The sequence below is a fragment of the Shewanella kaireitica genome (assembly GCF_023284045.1).
Classification (GTDB): domain Bacteria; phylum Pseudomonadota; class Gammaproteobacteria; order Enterobacterales; family Shewanellaceae; genus Shewanella; species Shewanella kaireitica.
In genome coordinates this window covers 1-17,687 of record NZ_JAKIKQ010000012.1, presented here as the reverse complement: position 1 = coordinate 17,687, position 17,687 = coordinate 1, and the positions used below count along the sequence as shown (strand labels likewise).

Sequence of the window (17,687 nt, the reverse complement as noted above, 5' to 3'; positions counted from 1 at the left end):
AGCCCTCTTGGCTTAAAGTGACTTAATAGAGCCTTTAGGCAATACCGCCGCAATGTAATCCTTTTTAATCGTGATTTCGCTAGTTTCGTTAATCGTCAACAAAACGTAGTCGTTCTCATCACTGATCTTAGCAATTTTACCTAAAATGCCACCACTGGTTAGCACCTCATCACCTTTGCTCAATGAGCTCATTAGGTTCTTATGCTCTTTTACACGCTTAGACTGCGGGCGGAAAATCATAAAGTAAAAGATAAGGCCAAAAATGACCAACATGAAAATAAGTTCCATAGTGCCGCCAGCGCCGCCTACAGGTGCATCTGCTGCATATGCATTTGAAATAAACATAGTATTCTCTTCTTATTGTCTGAGTAAAAATTAATCGGTTAATTCAGGAACTTCAGGTACTTCCCGGCCTTGGCTGGTATAGAACTCTGTAACAAAGTCGTCTAATGTACCTGTCTCAATCGCGCCACGCAAACCTTCCATCAATCTTTGGTAATAACGAAGGTTATGAATGGTGTTTAATCGAGCTCCTAGAATCTCATTACAACGATCTAAGTGGTAAAGGTATGCCCGTGAGTAATTCTTACAGGTATAACAATCACACTTATCATCAAGCGTTGAAGTGTCGTCACGATGACGTGCATTACGGATCTTAACAACGCCTTCACTGGTAAACAGATGACCATTTCGAGCGTTTCGTGTTGGCATGACACAGTCAAACATATCAACACCACGGCGTACGCCTTCAACTAAATCTTCTGGCTTACCGACCCCCATCAAGTAGCGTGGTTTATCAGCAGGAATTTGCGGGCATGTGTGCTCAAGAATGCGATGCATATCTTCTTTTGGCTCACCCACAGCTAAACCACCGACAGCATATCCATCAAAACCAATATCGACTAAGCCCTTTAAGCTCTCGTCGCGTAGGTCTTCATAAACACCGCCTTGAATAATGCCAAACAAAGAGTTTGGATTTTCAAGTTTGTCGAATTCATCTCGTGAACGCTGCGCCCAACGCAGTGACATCTGCATCGATTTACGTGCTTCGTCTTCTGTTGCAGGGTACGGTGTACACTCATCAAAAATCATCACCACATCACTGCCCAAAGAGTTTTGGATCTGCATTGATTTTTCTGGGTCAAGGAAAACCTTCTCTCCATTTATCGGTGAACGGAAATGTACACCCTCTTCGGTGATCTTACGGATATCGCCCAAACTGAACACTTGGAACCCACCCGAATCGGTCAAAATTGGACGCTGCCAATTCATAAAGTCATGTAGGTCACCGTGCTTACGCATGATCTCTTCACCAGGACGTAACCACAGGTGAAAAGTGTTACCGAGTAGTATATCAGCGCCGGTTTCACGAACTTCTTCAGGCGTCATCCCTTTAACCGTACCGTAGGTACCTACGGGCATAAACGCTGGGGTTTCTACGGTTCCGCGTTCAAACACTAAACGGCCGCGACGAGCACGACCTTGGGTTGTATCTAATTCAAATTTCATTATTCACCTCGCCAGAGAAACAGTCTGACCTGAGTTAACTCATCAAATGAGTTATAGATTAACACTAGAGATAAGGGCTACAGATTAAGTATCAACCCTTATCAATAAAATAAGTACCAAAATGAAGATGAAAAAAACCCACCTCATCGGTTTGGGTGGGTATTTTAAAGCATATTTAAAGATTAGTTCGCTTTTTTAGTCACAAACATGGCGTCGCCATAGCTAAAGAAGCGGTATTTTTGAGCAATCGCATGCTGATAGGCGTTTTTTACCTCATCGAAGCCAGCGAATGCACTCAGCAACATTATTAACGTCGACTCTGGCAGATGAAAATTTGTCACCATTGCATCGACTACTTGGAACTGATATCCAGGATAGATAAAGATATCGGTATCACCACTAAATGCCTCTAACTCTGCAGCTGATGCCTTAGCGGCACTTTCTAGTGAACGCACTGATGTTGTACCAACAGCAATCACTCGATGGCCGTTTGCTTTTGTCGACGCTATGAGGTCAACCACATCTTGCGAAACCTCAGCCCATTCAGAATGCATTTTATGATCAAGGATCTCATCGACTCGTACAGGCTGAAAAGTGCCGGCACCGACGTGCAAGGTAACAAAAGCCGTGTTTACGCCTTTGTCTTTAAGTGCAGTTAACATTGCGTCATCAAAATGTAAGCCTGCTGTTGGGGCTGCCACTGCACCAGGAGTTTGGTTGTAGACTGTCTGATAACGCTCTTTATCTGCATCTTCATCAGGTCTATCTATATAAGGCGGTAGCGGCATGTGCCCTACTTCTTCCAATACCTCAAGAATGGTTTTATCCGATTGTAGCTCAAGTTCGAATAAAGCATCATGACGGGCACACATCTTCATTTCGTACCCGTTGTCGAGACAAATAATATTATCTACTTTTGGTGACTTAGAGCAACGGACGTGAGCAAGAATACGCTTGTCATCAAGCATCCGCTCAACCAGTATTTCTAACTTACCGCCAGATTGTTTTTTACCAAATAAGCGCGCAGGGATAACTCGGGTATTGTTAAATACCATTAAATCACCAGGCTGTACTTTTTCTAGTATTGCGGTAAATTGCAAATCGGCTAATGCGCCGCTGTTACCATCTAACGATAAAAGTCTTGAAGCTGTGCGCTCTGCCGTCGGATAACGGGCAATAAGCTCATCGGGAAGTTCAAAAGAAAAATCTGCAACACGCATGGAAAGTCTCTACTGTCTCTAAATCGGCGGCCAGTCTATGACTAGAGAGAATGAAGATCAACAATTGAAGTACATTTATTCCGCATAATTCTGCTAATGTAGAACTGCTAACGTTTTTTACTGTTATTTTATTCGCTATTTAAGCTTTATCCTGCTTAGTTTCTTCAACTGTTGTTTCAGAATCTATATCGAAATCCTCAATACGATAGCGATGCTGCTCAAAGGGAATATCTATGTCTACTTTTCTGCGCTGTGGCTGCTCTGTACGAACGAGCTTTTTCGATAACCAGTTCCACATCATCCTTGACCCTCAAACCGTTAATTGGATAGGTAAATTGCCGTAAAGCGATGCACGTCCATGAAGTAACTCTTCACATTAAAATTTGTAATAAAGAATTTCCTTCGCATCGCGCTGCATGTTACCGTGAAAGTACTCATATCACCAAGTATAAAATATGAACTTTCTTGCCCACCTACATTTAGCTGACGTCAGCCAGACATCGTTAGCAGCGAACATTGCTGGCGATTTCGCCAAAGGCAGTATCGAATATTTTCCAAAACACCTACAGCAGGGGATCTGGTTACATAGGCAAATAGATCAACTGACCGACTCTCATGAGCTCACCAAAGAGTTGTTACACAAATTCCCAAAATCACTCACTCGAGCAGCGCCAATTATTATTGATCTCTGTTTTGACCATATGTTGGCAAAATATTGGGATGAATATCATCATTTAAGCCTCGAAGCGTTCGCTGCCAAAGCTTATGATGCAATCGATGAATGTCAGGAGCTACCAGAAGCACTCGTTTCCATCGCGCCTAAAATAAGGAAAGAGAACTGGCTGGTTGGCTACCAAAGCCGTAAAGGTCTTAATCAAACCCTAGCTTCTGTGGCTAAACGTGTTTCAAAGCCTGAAATATTTAATGGTGCACAAGAAGCAGTAAAAAAACTGGACATAGAAATAGAGACAGCTTTTAGAACATTTTATCCGCAACTTATGGCTTATAGTCGTCTATGGACACGTAACACACCAACCGAGTATCTTTAAACGTAAGCAATGAAATGACCGTCTTAGCAGTGCCTTATATAACATGACTTTTTAAAAGGCGCTGTACTATAATTTGGCGCCTTCGTTTCCAACGCTCGAAACTCAACGTTAGCCCTTCCCATTTTAAGATAATGACTCAAATCGAGTACACATAAGGGATTAATGCAATAACGGCTTGTCTTAGACAATCATTTTGCTAGAATCGCGGCGTAACAGGAGAATCCATGCAAATATTTACTTATCAGCCCCCAACTATTCCTTGGTTAGATCTTCGTTATGTCGACAGGGACATTATCATCATAAATAAACCTTCAGGTTTACTGTCTAATCCAGGCATAGCAGATTATACCCATGACTGTGCATTGACTCGGATCCAGCAACGATTTAAAGATGCCATTTTGGTGCACCGACTAGACTGTTCAACGTCAGGGATTATGGTATTTGCTCGTAATAAAAAGGCAGAGTCCAGCCTGAAAACTCAGTTTCAAGATAGAAAAACACAAAAAACCTATATCACTGAAGTCAGTGGCCATCTAAAAGATGCACAGGGAGTTATTGAACATCCTCTTGCGGCCGATAAAGCTAACCCTCCAAAGCAACAAGTCTCAGAGACAGGAAAGGTAGCTATTACTCATTTCGAAACACTAGAGGTTCGAGCTAACAGCACTTTACTCGCACTTAAGCCTGTTACAGGCCGTACTCATCAGCTACGTGTGCATATGTTAGCGATCGGCAATCCAATTTTGGGTGATGACTTCTATGCTGAACAGCACATTGTAGATTCAGCTTCTAGACTAAAACTTCACGCCCAATCTTTGAGCTTTACTCACCCATACAGTGGCAAGCCGATGCATTTTTCAAGTCATTGTTCTTTCTAATTCTATACGCTAAACAGTATAGAATGCGCACAAGAAAGGGGCTTAAAGCCCCCTTCGCATAGAATCACTATAAACCTAAAGGTCTAAGCGGCTTCAACGTCATGTTTAACTGCGGTGTAATAACATAAGCTGGAATTGCAAAACATCAGATCATTACTCGCGGTGAGCATAAAGTACTCGCCGAAAATATTGCCACCTTTATCCTCAAGCTTTACACCGTCATCTGTATGTTCGGAGATCATTTCATCCAAACTGTGGCAACCATCGTTATACCAAGTCTCTAAATAGTAGGTCTCAGCCTGCTTATAAACTGTAATTTTATCGCCGAGTAAGGGTCTTTCATCGACCCAGCGGCCGACGACTTCTCGGTTTTCAACAGCGCCAACTTTCGAAAATAAACGCTTACGCTTTTCAACTACTGACATCTCCATCTCCTTGAGCTTGGTGCGATTCTCAATTTGAATAACTTCTTTTGCCTTATTGCGTACTACAGCCATCGAATTATCTACCCCGGAACAGTTAACAAGTTACTATTTTATTATGTAAATCAATTGTTATAGCAGGTGAGTTTATCGCTAAAGCGACTACCTTGTAACTTAAATTGTATCGCACAATTAAAATAAAAACGCGATTTAAGTCACTTTCTATGCATTACTTTAGTAAATTTGAATAGAAACGCAAGCGCAACAAACCGTAACGAGTTTTTTAGCCTATTTATTGCAAAGTTTGATATAACTTTGTTTGATTATAAAAACAAAAATTAATATGGCGTGCAACACGCTTGCTCTACTCTATAGGACAGATAATGAAATTTAATCGCAGACACTTTCTGAAAACTGCCGGTATTGCGGCAGCAAGCCTTGCCAGCCCATCTTTTGGTTCAGTTTCTAATACCGTTCCAGCGCCTCCGCTGCAAGGAAAAAGCGTAATGGGCTTGATAGCTCCAAAAATGGACACGGTTAGAGTAGGGTTTATTGGTGTTGGCCAACGTGGCTCAGGCCATGTAAAGCACTTTTGCCATTTAGAGGGCGTAGAGATTGTTGCGATATGTGATACCGATATTGAAGTACTCGACAGATCAGTCGCTTTTGTTACAGAACAAGGACTAAAGACGCCCGCGCGCTATAGCGGTAGCGAAAAGTCTTATCTTGAATTACTCCAGCGCAAAGATATCGATATAGTGATCATCTCAACCCCATGGGAATGGCATGCGCCAATGGCTATCGATACGATGGAGAGTGGTAAGCATGCTTTTGTTGAAGTACCACTGGCACTTACCGTCGAAGAGTGTTGGCAAATCGTTAATACTGCAGAAAAAACTCAGAAAAATTGCATGATGATGGAAAATGTCAATTATGGCCGTGATGAGTTAATGGTACTTAATATGGTACGCCAAGGTGTTTTTGGTGAGCTTTTACATGGGGAAGCGGCATATATTCATGAGCTTCGTTGGCAGATGAAAGAGCTCAATCAAAAAACAGGCTCTTGGCGCACCTACTGGCATACGAAACGCAATGGTAATCTATACCCTACTCACGGTTTAGGCCCCGTATCGCAGTATATGAATATCAATCGCGGTGACCGTTTTGACTACCTCACTTCAATGAGTTCTCCAGCGCTTGGTCGCGCACTATACGCACAACGTGAATTCCCTGAAGATCATGAACGCAATCAGCTCAATTATATCAACGGCGATATTAATACTAGCCTAATTAAGACCATAAACGGCCGAACCATTATGGTACAACACGACACGACTACCCCAAGACCTTACAGTCGCCATAATCTTATCCAAGGCACGAATGGGGTATTTGCAGGCTTCCCAAATCGAATTGCAATTGAAAAAGGAGGCAGTGGAAATTTCCATAAGTGGGATATGGATATGAGCAAATGGTATGACAAATACGACCACCCTCTTTGGCAACGAATGGGGCAAGAGGCGGAGAAAAATGGCGGCCACGGTGGCATGGACTTTTTAATGCTTTGGAGGATGGTGTACTGCCTGCGCAATGGCGAGCCTTTAGATCAAGATGTTTATGATGGTGCAGCTTGGTCAGTGGTCAATATACTTAGCGAAGAGTCGGTGAATAATCGCAGTAATTCGGTTAATTTTCCTGACTTCACCCGCGGCGCTTGGAAAACCGGTAAGCCTCTAGGAATTATTGGCGCCTAACACCTGTTTCGTTAGTTTATAAAAAAGCCCTACAACACTGTTGTAGGGCTTTTATCTATAGCCAATATACTTAGGGCCATGAGACTAAATATTCATTAGCTCTCTTTACGTTCTGCGGCTTCGCACGCTGCAGCGGTAAAAATCACGTCAGTAGAGCTGTTTAGTCCTGTTTCAGCTGAATCTTGAATCACACCAATGATAAAGCCAACAGCTACAACCTGCATTGCCACATCGTTTGAAATGCCAAATAAGCTACATGCAAGCGGAATAAGCAACAAAGAACCGCCTGCAACACCTGAAGCACCACAAGCAGATACTGCAGCCACAACACTCAGTAAGATAGCGGTCAAGATATCAACCTGTACACCTAAAGTATTTACCGCAGCCAAGGTTAAAACTGTAATGGTGATAGCAGCTCCGCCCATATTAATGGTGGCGCCTAGTGGAATAGAAACTGAGTAGGTATCTTCATGCAACTTTAGCTTTTCGCACAACGCCATATTAACAGGAATGTTGGCTGCACTAGAGCGCGTAAAGAAGGCTGTAACACCACTTTCACGCAAGCAAGTAAATACTAACGGATAAGGGTTTCGACGGATCTTGTAATAAACAATCGCAGGGTTAACCACAAGCGCTATGATTGCCATTGCACCGAGAAGCACAGCGAGCAATTGAGCATAACCAGCAATTGCCGCAAAGCCTGTAGCAGCAAAGGTCGCTGATACCAGGCCGAAAATACCAATTGGCGCTAAGCGAATAATAAAGCGTACCATTTGTGAAACACCATGGCTCACGTCAGCAAATACCTGCTTAGTTGAATCACTTGCATGGTGCAGTGCAATACCTAAACCTACGCCCCAAGCTAAGATACCGATGTAATTGCCTGTCATTAGTGCATTAACCGGGTTATCAACAACTTTGAACAACAAAGTATTGATAACTTCACCAATACCTTCTGGCGGAGTGGCGCCTTGGGCACCCGTCACTAGAACCAGAGTAGTTGGAAATGCAAAGCTCATGAGTACTGCGGTTAATGCTGCGCAAAAAGTACCAAACAAATACAACAACACAATTGGTCGCATATTAGTTTTGGCATTCTTTTTTTGGTTTGCAATAGAGGCGGCAACTAAGATAAAAACCAATATTGGTGCAATAGCTTTCAATGCGCCAACAAATAGCTCACCAAGAAAGGCAACGTTTTCTGCCCCTGTTTTTGAAACTGTCGCCAATACAACACCGGCGATAATACCTACGAGAATTTGTAATACGAGACTGCCACTTGCCATTTTGGCAAACAGAGATGTTTTTTGATTCATTACTTAACCTGCATTTATAATTTTTAGTTTTTATTAATTTGATTTAAGGGCTAGCAGCAAAGTTGTAAGCCTTAAATTAAATTAATCTTCCTTCAACAGTGTTTGTATCGGATGTGGCCATAGTTGTCTACCTTTGCTAGACAATTAGACCTCGTTATTACTCTGAGGCAGCATCTTACTAACAAGCTACTAAATATTAGCGATAGCTTTTACTTTATTAGCGCCACGCAGCATAGCTTCAATAAGTTCATGAGCATCGAATTTAGTCAGTGCTTCATTAGCGCCAACTTGATGAGCCTGGCTAACACTTATCTCACTCGATAAAGAAGTATGTAAGATGATATAGGCATCTGCGATAGCGGGATTATTCTTAACTTCAAACGCTAATTCATAGCCGTCAAGTCCAGGCATCTCAATATCACTGACTAAAATATCGATAGCATGGCCATTCTTTTCAGCCTGCTCCATAATTGCAAGAGCGTGCTGACCATCGGCGGTCACCTGATAAGGGATGTTGATGCTATCTAACGCGTCCGAAAGTTGTTTGCGGGCCACCATCGAGTCATCTACCAGTAATATTTGTAGTGGCTTAAGCTGTTCGCGCTGCACATCAGTTAAAATTGCCCGAGTTGTTTCAGGACTTGCAGGAAACACTTTAGAGAGTAGTAGCTCAACATCTAATAGCTGAACTAATTTATCCTCGATACGAGTGACACCGGTTAAGAATGCATTTTTACCTAAATTATTTGGCGGTGATTCTATATCTCGCCAATTGCATTCGATGATTTTGTCAATTGAACGCACCAGAAAGCCAATCACCATTCGCTGGCAATCGGTAATAATAATATAACTGTCTTTTAGCTCTTCATCCGATATCGGCCGATAACCGATGGCCGCTGCCATATCAACAACGGGAATAGTGGTGCCGCGGATGGTTGCCGCCCCTAATATCGTCGGATGAGATTGAGGAATGATACTGAGCGGACTATAGGGAACCAACTCCCTGACTTTTAATGTCCCCAGCGCAAACAATTGAGTATACGACAGCTGAAACAATAATAATCCTTGGGACTGCGTTGCCTTACTTTTCATTATATTGTTGTCTCTTAGTTACTTAAGTCATCCAGTTCAGCGCAAACAAACTTTACCCTAATCGTATCAAACTCACAATTAAAGCTGTGACTCGATGGGCAATAATGCGATGCAATCAACTAAGAATTTACGCCAAAGGCCTGCATCAGGCTCGCTATAGATCTCGCGCCCTTTTAGATCGTCATGCCAAATAAGCTCATCATCTTCAAGTGATAATCGGTAGGTACCTGCAGCTAAGCTAGTTTCAATAACCTCAACCGCTCCACCTGCTAGTTTTTCATTGTGAATAATCAGTCCCATTTCGGTATTCAGCCACGCCGAACGCGGGTCAAAATTAAATGAACCAACAAAAATTGAAGAACGGTCTATTATAAATGTTTTCGCATGTAAGCTGCTCTTAGAGCTACCAGTCCAACTGCTACTTTTTTTAACATTAAGGTTCGCTTTAACTTCAAATATACGTACGCCAGCCTCTACAAGCCTTTCACGGTAAGTTCGATAACCTGCATGTACAGCGAGTACATCTGTCGCTGCGAGACTGTTCGTTAACACCGTGACCTCGATTCCACTTTTGACCGCATCGATTAGATTGCTCGTTCCCTCTCGAGTAGGGACAAAATAGGGCGATACAATCATGACCTCTTTCTCAGCTTGAGATATAAATGCGCCCAAATCCGCTAACATGCTATCTGATTCAGATTGATGGTTTTGTTTGTCAGGTTGATCATAGATAAGCTTAGCCTCCCCCCAAAACCACGGTAAAGAATGACTTTGCATTTTTTGAATTAAGTCACTGTCTAATAGACGTTTAATATAGGTGTTGCTGCGGTATTCAGCTTTAGCATCATCAACCACAGCCATTGCTTGTGCTAAGTCTTGTTTACTCACCTCGTGCTTGGCTAGTGCATTAATGTTAACAGTTAGCGGTGCATTCCAATACAGGTCAAACTGATCTGACACCTCATCAACAGATTCACCGATCGCCATCAAGTCAAAGTCACCAAAATCAACATCGGTGTGATTTGAGAAATACTCATTACCAATGTTGCGACCACCGACAACAGTAATCGTATTGTCAACCGTTAACGACTTATTATGCATACGGTGATTTAGCCGAGAGAAACTACTTAAAAAGGCGAGATTTCTAAAAGTACGCTCGAATGACGGATTATATAAGCGCACATAAATATTTCTGTGCTTAGCCAACAAGATTAAGGTGTCATCGGCGCCCTTTGTTGCCATATCATCAAGTAGAATTCGAACTCTTACACCGCGATCAGCAGCATCCATCAGGTGCCACAGCAACAACCTACCAGTGTCGTCAGCGCGATAAATATAATACTGCAGATCAATACTGCTTGAGGCGGCATTAACCAAAGCCAATCTTGCAATAAAAGCATCCACCCCATCTGTAAGAGGCACCACCCCAGTAAGATTTGGGTTAGCCTGCAGATCCGAGGCTACATACTGTGAAAGCGCAGACTGGCGATCAACTGACAGCTTAAATGTTGCGGCCTTTTCAGGGTATTGAGGGGATACTTGGCAGCCAACCAACAATATAATGGCTGCCCACAGCAATAATAACTTTGTAGGAAAAGCAGTTAGCAATCCGATTGCTTTCATTGAATAACTTAAGTTGTTAACTAATACCTATTCTTGTAACGCATAAAGCACATCAAATGCAAATTGATCCCAGCCATCAGCGCTGAATGCTATATCGCGAATAGCCCTTATCTGACTCACAGCATGTAAAGGCGCAGCGCCGTTATCCATTAAGTAGTAAGCCATAATCAAGCCAGTTCTATCTTTACCAGAGCGACAATGAACTAAAACCGTTTTATTTTGCGCTTCACATTGGCGAATATAAGCCAATGCCTTAGGCACTTGTTCTACGCAATACTCAAGATCTCCCGCTTCAGGCGGCGCATTGCGCGAAAAAGGAATGCACTTGTATTCGATGCCTACTGAAGAAAAATCCTCATCTTCACAGGATTCACCATTATTAACTGAAAGAATGGCATCAATGCCCTCCCCTTTCAATTCTGATAGATCCCAAGCGTCTTTGTTGGGGCCACTGCGTCCTGCAATTTGTCCTTCTACTAACCAAAATAGGTGTTGCATACTTTGTCCTAATTAATCTTAGCGTTATACGAAGTAAAATTTACAATGGGTACTTATTTCTTTGCCCAAAGGTCAGCATTTGCCTTCGGTAGTTTGTTACGGTGTTTCTTGCCTGTGCCAGCGGGTTTTGCCATCGGCTTCTCAATACGTGATGGACAATCTTCAGGTGCTTCAGCATCAGCTTCAAAACCTGGGTGCTGTTCTCGTTCAAGTCTTAGCTTATTCTTTTTCTCTATCACTTTGAAATGTTGATACTCATCATGGGAGATAAGTGACAATGCTAACCCCGCTTCGCCAGCTCGACCACTTCGACCAATACGGTGCATGTAGTCTGCTGGGCTGCGCGGTAACTCATAGTTGATGACGATTGGTAGCTTTTCAATATCAATACCGCGAGCGGCAATATCGGTTGCTATAAGCACCCTAATTTCACCACGTTTAAAGCCATCAAGTACTCTCGTTCTTGCCCCTTGGCCTTTATCACTGTGGAAAATCTCTGCGGTTATACCGGCATTGTCTAATTTTTGAGCTAGGCGATTACAAGTATATTTTGCACTGGCAAATATCAAAATTTGCTGCCAGTCATTCTGTTTTATCAGCTCTACTAATAATGGCGTTTTACGATTACGGTTAACCGTAATAACACGCTGAACTAAGGTGTTTTTCTCTTCACTCTGTAGTTGCACTTCTACTGGATTATTAAGCAGAGATTGGGTCAGTAATGACACTTCTTCAGGAAAGGTCGCCGAGAAAAGCAGTGTTTGTTTCTTAGCAGGCAACTTCTCTAGCAATGCAGTTAATTCATAGGTAAAACCAAGGCTCAACATACGATCAGCTTCATCGAGGACAAGGCTGCTCACTTTATCTAGCTTGACTGCATTACTAGAGATCAAGTCAAGCAGTCTTCCTGGCGTCGCCACTAAAATGTCTGCACCGCCACGTAAACTCTGCATTTGACTATTCGTTGATACACCGCCATAAACAGCCAGTACTTTTAGGTTTGGCTTTATGTTTTGTGCATAACGCATAAAGCTGTCAGCGACTTGCTGGGCGAGTTCTCGCGTAGGAACCAATATTAGGCTAGATACACAGTTGCTTTGACGAGACTGCTTAGATGATTTCGCAAGTAACTGAATAATCGGCAGGGCAAATGCCGCTGTTTTGCCTGATCCGGTTATCGCGCCGCCAAGCACATCTCTCCCGGCGATAACGGCGGGGATCATACTCTGTTGAATCGCTGTCGGTGACTGATAAGCCAATGCATCAAGTGTTACTAACAATTCAGGGATTAGCCCTAAATCCGCAAAGTTTTTAAGCTGCGGCGTTTTTTCAGCAGAGGTTGAAGTCGCTGGCGTTGTCGGATCTAGCTGAGTCATATTTACGGGCGTGACCTAATCAAAAATAAGGCGGATATTCTACGCTAATATCGCTTAAAAAGCTTACCTTTGATGCTAAATAACGCTCATCTACCTGCAAATTTCACTATGATGCGAGCTGCCTACTGATTAAATATGTGAAATTCCCTCTAACTGCAACAGCTTTTGTTTCAGCGCTAAGCCATAGGCGTAACCCGTTAATTTGCCGTTTTTTCCTATCACTCGGTGGCAAGGCACAATAATGGCTATAGGATTAGCACCGTTGGCAGTACCCACGGCTCTAACTGCTTTAGGTCGCCCAATATTTTCAGCAATATGCGCGTAACTACATGTACTGCCATAACCTAACTGGCTCAATGCATGCCACACTTGCTGTTGAAACTCTGTCCCTTGCGGTGCAAGGGCTACAGTAAACAACTGTCGCTCACCCGCTAGATATTCAAGCAGCTCATTCTTAGCTTGTTTGAGGTGAGACTTGGCGAGCGATATTGACTCCTTTTCGTTTGAACCATCAAGCAACACCTCTCTTGTTTGCCAATCGTCACCTGTTTGAGGTACAAAATTAAGATGACTGATCCCTGATGCATTGGCGCAAAGCGAAATAACCCCCGCTGTTGTTTCAAAATTAAGCTTGGCTAACGGTGCGAGTTTTTTCATGATAAATTCCACAACTGAAACGTTAAATAACTTCCCCAAGGACTGATAGTTTTCGCTATTTCCTTGGTTAGCGCAGTGTAATCTAATGCGTCTATTTTCTCAGCATCTTGTTGGTACTGCTGATACAAAGACAACACTCGCTTTTTAACAACGAGATCACCACATAACAATATGTCAGGATGACTTTCGCCGCGCATTTGTGCATAAGCGATAGTCCAGGGACCAATCCCTTTTATTGATAACCAATCATCAAGAGCTTTATCTGGGTGTTGCTTTACAAACTCACCAAGGGCATTAAGTGCGAGCTTTCTTGCACCTGGCATTTTTAATTCATCTAGACTAGCACTAGCCACGACCTCAGGGGTTGGAAATAACACAACTTCTTTATCACCAATAATACGCCGCTCCCCGTAGGCAAGTACTAACTGATTGAGTAGTTTCGACGCTTGTATAATACTCACTTGTTGACCGAGTACAGCCCTACAGCCAGCTTCAAAGGTTGACCAAGTTCCAGGTAGCCGTAAACCTGAGATCATCAGTGGTTTCAGCGGAGCTAATAAAGCCAAATCTTGCTCTATTGCTTGCATATTGGCATTAAGGTCGAGGAGCCTTTTAATATTTCCAATAATAGCACTAAGCTCAATCAGCCCTTGCTCATTCTCCAGAACAATATCTACGGTAAAGCTATTGCGTGCCCGATTGTGATTGGCATCGAAGTAACCACTCACACCATTTAGACTAAAGCTGCGTCCATAATTGCTTTCAGACTGAAGCCATTCCATGTTAGTTACCGCTCTAACCTGGTAAAAATCATGCTGCGCCTGCCATGCGAACGGCGGACGGTATGATAGCTCCACGGCTAATTTAATCGATGCGGCGGTTTTTATTTCTGATGCATCGTTTACTGATTTATCGGAGGATATTGATTGAATTTCAAGAGATACAGCCTGCTTTCTGAAAGTCGACGGCGTTAGTTTTAATACCTGTTTAAAAGCTTCATTGAAACGGCGAATACTGTTAAAGCCCGCGGCTAACCCTACTTGCGTGATAGTTAATTCCGTCTGATGCAATAATTGTTTGGCAAACATTAGCTGCCGATATAGCGCATATTGTTTAATAGAAGTTCCAACGCCTTCGTTAAATAGCTTTCGAAGATAGCGACTGCTTACTCCAAGCCTTTCAGACAGGCGCTCGATACTGATAGCATCAGCTCCTGTTAATGCACCATCTTCAATGAGTTGTATCGCCCTTTCTAGCGTAGTTGTAGTACCTTTCCAAGCATATGAGCCTGGCGCACTGTCAGGACGGCAGCGTAAACAAGGTCTTAGACCTGCATTTGCCGCTTTCAATGGCGAATCAAAATAACGTACATTTTCCTCCTTCGGACTGACTGCTGGACAGGTGCTACGACAATAAATACCTGTCGTTAGCACACCCGTAAAAAACTGGCCGTCAAACCTAGCATCTCGAGCTAGCCTTGCTTTACGACAAATGTTGCTGTCAATTATACAATCATGGTTGACCATCTGGTTTCCGAAGCTGTAATTACCTTAAGCAAATATTACCACCTACTAGCGTGATGACTAGCGGAAAACGGTACTGAATATAAATACCGATTTCTTGCCCCTATTTATTCAATACCTTGTATGCTATCGCTATTGAGCAACATTTTCGCAACGAATATACACAGAGACATTAAATGTTTAAAAGATTTGAATCTTGGGTAAACGCCTTACCAGCAGAAGAGCCTGAACAACCACCAAAAGGGATATACGCCTTTTGTCGCCACTACACTAAAGGTTTCGAAGTTCCACTGGTCATTATGTCTATTTTGACTGCATTACTGGCTATTTTAGAAGTATCGTTATTTGGCTTTATGGGAGATTTGGTTGACCTTTTAATCAACAACGACCCAGATACCTTATTCGAAAAAGAGGGAATGAAACTGCTTGGGATGACTATTTTAGTGTTAGTCGTTATTCCGCTGTTGGTCTTACTACATGCATTGATTGTTTATCAGGGCTTGCTCGGCAACTATCCCATGTCCATTCGCTGGCTAGCTCATCGTTATTTACTTAAGCAAAGCGTATCTTTTTATCAAAATGACTTTGCTGGACGAATCGCCACAAAAGTGATGCAAACTTCATTAGCGGTAAGAGAAACCGTAACTAAGCTATTGGATGTATTAGTTTACATTATGGTCTATTTCACCTCTATGGTAGTTATGATTGCGAAAGCTGACTTAAGACTCATGTTACCTATGTTGATTTGGCTACTGATCTACATAGGTTTACAGGTAAGGTTTTTGCCACAACTTAAAAAGGTATCTACAGAACAAGCAGACGCCCGTTCAAACATGACCGGCCGTATTGTCGACAGTTATACCAATATCGCCACGGTCAAATTGTTCTCCCATACCCAAAAAGAAGCTGAATATGCTAAAGGCAGTATGACTACCTTTTTGCATACTGTTTACCGTCAAATGCGCCTCGTCACCAAGATAAACGTAAGTGTACAGGTCATTAACTACGTACTGGCCTTTAGTATCGCGGCGGTGTCAATTTGGCTATGGCGTGATAGCGCGATTAGTGTAGGAGCCATAGCCATTGCCATTAGCTTATCTCTGCGCCTTAACGGTATGTCACAGTGGATAATGTGGGAGATAAGCTCTCTATTTGAAAATATCGGTACAGTCGCAGATGGAATGAATACATTATCGAAACCCACCGATATAACCGATATTGAAAATGCCCCCGAACTTAAGGTAGAAAAAGGCGAGATTAATTTTGATAATGTGAGCTTTCACTACGGTGAGAACAGTGGCGTGATAGACGAACTCGATCTCAAAATTAAAGCTGGAGAAAAGGTGGGCCTTGTTGGCCGCTCAGGCGCAGGTAAATCTACTTTAGTAAACTTGTTAATGCGCTTTCATGATGTTGAATCAGGAAAGATACTCATTGACCAACAGAACGTAACCCAAGTCACACAGGACTCACTGCGCGCGCATATTGGTATGGTCACTCAGGATACTTCCCTACTCCATCGCTCTATTAGAGAAAATATCCTCTATGGCAATCCAGATGCATCTGAAATTGAGTTATTAAGTGCAATTAAGAACTCACAAGCATACGAGTTTATTCAAACTCTGACAGATCCCGATGGCAACATAGGGCTTGATGCCCAAGTTGGTGAACGCGGCGTTAAATTATCTGGTGGTCAACGTCAACGGATTGCCATTGCGCGTGTACTTCTTAAAAATGCACCGATCTTGTTACTCGACGAGGCAACATCCGCATTAGATTCCGAGGTAGAGGCTGCTATTCAAGAAAGTCTATATCAGCTAATGGAAGGTAAAACGGTAATTGCAATTGCACATCGCCTATCAACAATTGCCGCTATGGATAGACTCATAGTCATCGATGAGGGCAAGATTGTCGAGCAAGGAACTCACCAAGAGTTGATTAACGCAAGTGGTATATATGCCCAACTATGGGCACATCAAACAGGGGGCTTTCTGGGGATTGACTAATTAAAAATAATCTATAAAACAACAATCACTAACAAAGCCACCTTTAAGGTGGCTTTGCTTTATCCTTGACTGAGGCTTGAGGCTATTATTAACAGCTCAGTGATAGATACAACCACGACCTAATAAAGTTACCTAGCTCCTATATCCATACTAGTCGTGCATTTATGACATTCACAGTATCTGACCTCCATGAATGGAGGGAGTATCTAAAGTATATTTGGGTCATGCAAGATCATGTTGCGTACAAGGTGTGAAGAGCATCATTATTCTAAGCTTAAGCTGATTAACGTAGCATTCGAGCCACTAAAAACTCGCCAGCATAGCGTGTTTTGGTCTTGCAGCTTCAACATTAAATCAATTCATAAGGGAATAACCATTACGTCATTCACTCCTTTGAATTTATTCGGAAAAACACTCTGAGTAGATCAACGTCTTATACCGATCGGTATAAGCGAAAATAGATGACACCATTATCAGGGAGTGAACTATAGAGACAAAAAAACCACCTTACGGTGGTTTACAGTATTCATCAAATTATTGATAAATATGGTGGAGCCTAGCGGGATCGAACCGCTGACCTCAACACTGCCAGTGTTGCGCTCTCCCAGCTGAGCTAAGGCCCCGTTTTACGCAAACAGTATCAGCATAAAATAAAAAGTGGTATCCCCAAGGGGATTCGAACCCCTGTTACCGCCGTGAAAGGGCGGTGTCCTAGGCCTCTAGACGATGGGGACCCGGACTGCATTAGACTCTGCAAAGAGTGAATC

At 42.7% G+C, this 17,687-nt stretch carries 16 protein-coding genes and 2 tRNA genes; 4 read left to right on the top strand and 14 right to left on the bottom strand.

The features are described 5' to 3' along the window. Positions 1-12 precede the first annotated feature (12 nt). The 4 genes from yajC to L2730_RS14450 all read right to left on the bottom strand — a co-directional run bounded on the left by yajC (position 13) and on the right by L2730_RS14450 (position 3,030). Positions 13-345 (bottom strand): preprotein translocase subunit YajC, encoded by a 333-nt coding sequence (gene yajC / locus L2730_RS14465; RefSeq protein WP_012154722.1) that lies wholly within the window; start codon positions 343-345, stop codon positions 13-15. A 30-nt stretch (positions 346-375) separates the two neighbouring features. After that, positions 376-1,509 carry a tRNA guanosine(34) transglycosylase Tgt gene (gene tgt, locus L2730_RS14460; protein WP_248975244.1) on the bottom strand — a complete coding sequence of 378 codons (1,134 nt, stop codon included), beginning with the start codon at positions 1,507-1,509 and terminating at the stop codon, positions 376-378. A gap of 182 nt (positions 1,510-1,691) precedes the next feature. Next, a complete protein-coding gene (gene queA / locus L2730_RS14455; protein WP_248975243.1) occupies positions 1,692-2,729 on the bottom strand; it encodes a tRNA preQ1(34) S-adenosylmethionine ribosyltransferase-isomerase QueA in 1,038 nt (345 codons plus the stop codon). Between the two features lie 139 nt (positions 2,730-2,868). Next, positions 2,869-3,030, bottom strand: a complete 162-nt coding sequence (locus tag L2730_RS14450; protein ID WP_248975242.1) for a hypothetical protein — start codon at positions 3,028-3,030, stop codon at positions 2,869-2,871. 154 nt (positions 3,031-3,184) lie between these two features. On the opposite strand from L2730_RS14450, the gene L2730_RS14445 reads away from it, so the two are divergent. Both L2730_RS14445 and L2730_RS14440 read left to right on the top strand, forming a co-directional pair. Beyond that, the gene (locus tag L2730_RS14445; RefSeq protein ID WP_248975241.1) at positions 3,185-3,778 is read left to right on the top strand and encodes an acyl carrier protein phosphodiesterase; all 594 of its coding nucleotides are present in this window, start codon (positions 3,185-3,187) and stop codon (positions 3,776-3,778) included. A gap of 224 nt (positions 3,779-4,002) precedes the next feature. Next, positions 4,003-4,656: a pseudouridine synthase gene (locus L2730_RS14440; RefSeq protein WP_248975240.1), complete on the top strand. Its 654-nt coding sequence runs from the start codon at positions 4,003-4,005 to the stop codon at positions 4,654-4,656. An 83-nt stretch (positions 4,657-4,739) separates the two neighbouring features. Here the strand turns inward: L2730_RS14440 and L2730_RS14435 are convergent, their stop codons facing one another. Next, positions 4,740-5,153: a hypothetical protein gene (locus tag L2730_RS14435; RefSeq protein WP_248975239.1), complete on the bottom strand. Its 414-nt coding sequence runs from the start codon at positions 5,151-5,153 to the stop codon at positions 4,740-4,742. A 305-nt stretch (positions 5,154-5,458) separates the two neighbouring features. Between L2730_RS14435 and L2730_RS14430 the strand changes: the two genes are divergently transcribed. After that, on the top strand, positions 5,459-6,829 hold the full coding sequence (locus L2730_RS14430; protein WP_248975345.1) for a Gfo/Idh/MocA family protein: 1,371 nt from the start codon (positions 5,459-5,461) through the stop codon (positions 6,827-6,829). A 95-nt stretch (positions 6,830-6,924) separates the two neighbouring features. Here L2730_RS14430 and sstT read toward each other — a convergent pair whose 3' ends face one another. From sstT to L2730_RS14395, 7 genes are all read right to left on the bottom strand, one after another. Further along, on the bottom strand, positions 6,925-8,145 hold the full coding sequence (gene sstT, locus L2730_RS14425) for a serine/threonine transporter SstT (RefSeq protein WP_020911822.1): 1,221 nt from the start codon (positions 8,143-8,145) through the stop codon (positions 6,925-6,927). Positions 8,146-8,334: 189 nt separating this feature from the next. Beyond that, positions 8,335-9,237 carry a chemotaxis protein gene (locus L2730_RS14420; protein WP_248975238.1) on the bottom strand — a complete coding sequence of 301 codons (903 nt, stop codon included), beginning with the start codon at positions 9,235-9,237 and terminating at the stop codon, positions 8,335-8,337. Positions 9,238-9,315: 78 nt separating this feature from the next. Further along, a complete protein-coding gene (locus tag L2730_RS14415; RefSeq protein ID WP_248975237.1) occupies positions 9,316-10,860 on the bottom strand; it encodes a phospholipase D-like domain-containing protein in 1,545 nt (514 codons plus the stop codon). 27 nt (positions 10,861-10,887) lie between these two features. Further along, positions 10,888-11,358, bottom strand: coding sequence for a phosphatase domain-containing protein (locus L2730_RS14410; protein ID WP_248975236.1), 471 nt, complete (start codon positions 11,356-11,358; stop codon positions 10,888-10,890). Positions 11,359-11,411: 53 nt separating this feature from the next. Continuing rightward, positions 11,412-12,734 (bottom strand): DEAD/DEAH box helicase, encoded by a 1,323-nt coding sequence (locus L2730_RS14405; RefSeq protein WP_248975235.1) that lies wholly within the window; start codon positions 12,732-12,734, stop codon positions 11,412-11,414. A gap of 129 nt (positions 12,735-12,863) precedes the next feature. Next, a complete protein-coding gene (locus L2730_RS14400) occupies positions 12,864-13,391 on the bottom strand; it encodes a methylated-DNA--[protein]-cysteine S-methyltransferase (protein ID WP_248975234.1) in 528 nt (175 codons plus the stop codon). After that, positions 13,388-14,917, bottom strand: a complete 1,530-nt coding sequence (locus L2730_RS14395) for a DNA-3-methyladenine glycosylase 2 family protein (protein WP_248975233.1) — start codon at positions 14,915-14,917, stop codon at positions 13,388-13,390. Before L2730_RS14395 ends, L2730_RS14400 begins: the two co-directional genes overlap by 4 nt. Positions 14,918-15,090: 173 nt before the next feature. Between L2730_RS14395 and L2730_RS14390 the strand changes: the two genes are divergently transcribed. Continuing rightward, a complete protein-coding gene (locus tag L2730_RS14390; protein WP_248975232.1) occupies positions 15,091-16,920 on the top strand; it encodes an ABC transporter ATP-binding protein in 1,830 nt (609 codons plus the stop codon). A 547-nt stretch (positions 16,921-17,467) separates the two neighbouring features. Here the strand turns inward: L2730_RS14390 and L2730_RS14385 are convergent. Beyond that, positions 17,468-17,543: transfer RNA gene (locus tag L2730_RS14385), tRNA-Ala, on the bottom strand. Positions 17,544-17,578: 35 nt separating this feature from the next. Then, positions 17,579-17,654, bottom strand: a tRNA-Glu gene (locus L2730_RS14380). Positions 17,655-17,687 lie beyond the last annotated feature (33 nt).

Excerpts from the sequence above, each read along its gene's own strand:
- yajC (WP_012154722.1), bottom strand. The coding sequence starts at position 345 with ATGTTTATTTCAAATGCATATGCAGCAGATGCACCTGTAGGCGGCGCT.
- tgt (WP_248975244.1), bottom strand. The coding sequence starts at position 1,509 with ATGAAATTTGAATTAGATACAACCCAAGGTCGTGCTCGTCGCGGCCGT.
- queA (WP_248975243.1), bottom strand. The coding sequence starts at position 2,729 with ATGCGTGTTGCAGATTTTTCTTTTGAACTTCCCGATGAGCTTATTGCC.
- L2730_RS14450 (WP_248975242.1), bottom strand. The coding sequence starts at position 3,030 with ATGATGTGGAACTGGTTATCGAAAAAGCTCGTTCGTACAGAGCAGCCA.
- L2730_RS14445 (WP_248975241.1), top strand. The coding sequence starts at position 3,185 with ATGAACTTTCTTGCCCACCTACATTTAGCTGACGTCAGCCAGACATCG.
- L2730_RS14440 (WP_248975240.1), top strand. The coding sequence starts at position 4,003 with ATGCAAATATTTACTTATCAGCCCCCAACTATTCCTTGGTTAGATCTT.
- L2730_RS14435 (WP_248975239.1), bottom strand. The coding sequence starts at position 5,153 with ATGGCTGTAGTACGCAATAAGGCAAAAGAAGTTATTCAAATTGAGAAT.
- sstT (WP_020911822.1), bottom strand. The coding sequence starts at position 8,145 with ATGAATCAAAAAACATCTCTGTTTGCCAAAATGGCAAGTGGCAGTCTC.
- L2730_RS14420 (WP_248975238.1), bottom strand. The coding sequence starts at position 9,237 with ATGAAAAGTAAGGCAACGCAGTCCCAAGGATTATTATTGTTTCAGCTG.
- L2730_RS14415 (WP_248975237.1), bottom strand. The coding sequence starts at position 10,860 with ATGAAAGCAATCGGATTGCTAACTGCTTTTCCTACAAAGTTATTATTG.
- L2730_RS14410 (WP_248975236.1), bottom strand. The coding sequence starts at position 11,358 with ATGCAACACCTATTTTGGTTAGTAGAAGGACAAATTGCAGGACGCAGT.
- L2730_RS14405 (WP_248975235.1), bottom strand. The coding sequence starts at position 12,734 with ATGACTCAGCTAGATCCGACAACGCCAGCGACTTCAACCTCTGCTGAA.
- L2730_RS14400 (WP_248975234.1), bottom strand. The coding sequence starts at position 13,391 with ATGAAAAAACTCGCACCGTTAGCCAAGCTTAATTTTGAAACAACAGCG.
- L2730_RS14395 (WP_248975233.1), bottom strand. The coding sequence starts at position 14,917 with ATGGTCAACCATGATTGTATAATTGACAGCAACATTTGTCGTAAAGCA.
- L2730_RS14390 (WP_248975232.1), top strand. The coding sequence starts at position 15,091 with ATGTTTAAAAGATTTGAATCTTGGGTAAACGCCTTACCAGCAGAAGAG.